Source organism: Capnocytophaga sp. oral taxon 332 str. F0381 (assembly GCF_000318275.2).
Lineage (GTDB): Bacteria > Bacteroidota > Bacteroidia > Flavobacteriales > Flavobacteriaceae > Capnocytophaga > Capnocytophaga bilenii.
In genome coordinates this window covers 1-524 of sequence record NZ_KB291335.1, presented here as the reverse complement: position 1 = coordinate 524, position 524 = coordinate 1, and the positions used below count along the sequence as shown (strand labels likewise).

The following is a 524-nucleotide window of genomic DNA, read 5'->3' as shown; positions in this document are numbered from 1 at the left end:
TGGGCATTTACAGGCTTGTACACAGGTACATACTACGTAGTGGTGAAGAGCAACGACTGCGTATATACCTCTACAGGGGTAGTGATAGATGAAGCACCAGCGTTGCAAGTAGTTAGTGAAACTACTAATATCACTTGCTACGGAGCTAAGAATGGTACTATATCAATAACTGTAACGGGAGGTACTGGCAATATGCAGTATGCTATCAGCCCACGATTTGATAGGGTTGTAGATAGAGGTTACTTTGATGAATTGCGCAAAGGAGACTATGTGGTGAGGGTAAAAGACGAGAATAACTGCTTTGTAGATATTCCTGTGAAGATTACCGAGCCAGACTTGTTGCGAGTAGTGATAGATCAGAAGACAGATGAGATATGCTACGGAGCGCAAGATGGTAGTGTATCACTTACCATAACAGGCGGAACGCAGACATACAGTACAAGTATAGACGGCGGAAGGACTTGGACACCAAATAAGACATTGTATACAGGCTTAGCATCGGGTACCCACACCATATTGGTGAA

1 protein-coding gene is annotated in these 524 nt (G+C 43.7%); it reads left to right on the top strand.

Annotated elements, in window-relative coordinates; all coding sequences use genetic code 11:
- Positions 1-524, top strand: a 524-nt coding sequence (locus HMPREF9075_RS09705; RefSeq protein ID WP_009416393.1) for a SprB repeat-containing protein, incomplete at both ends; no start/stop codon positions are given.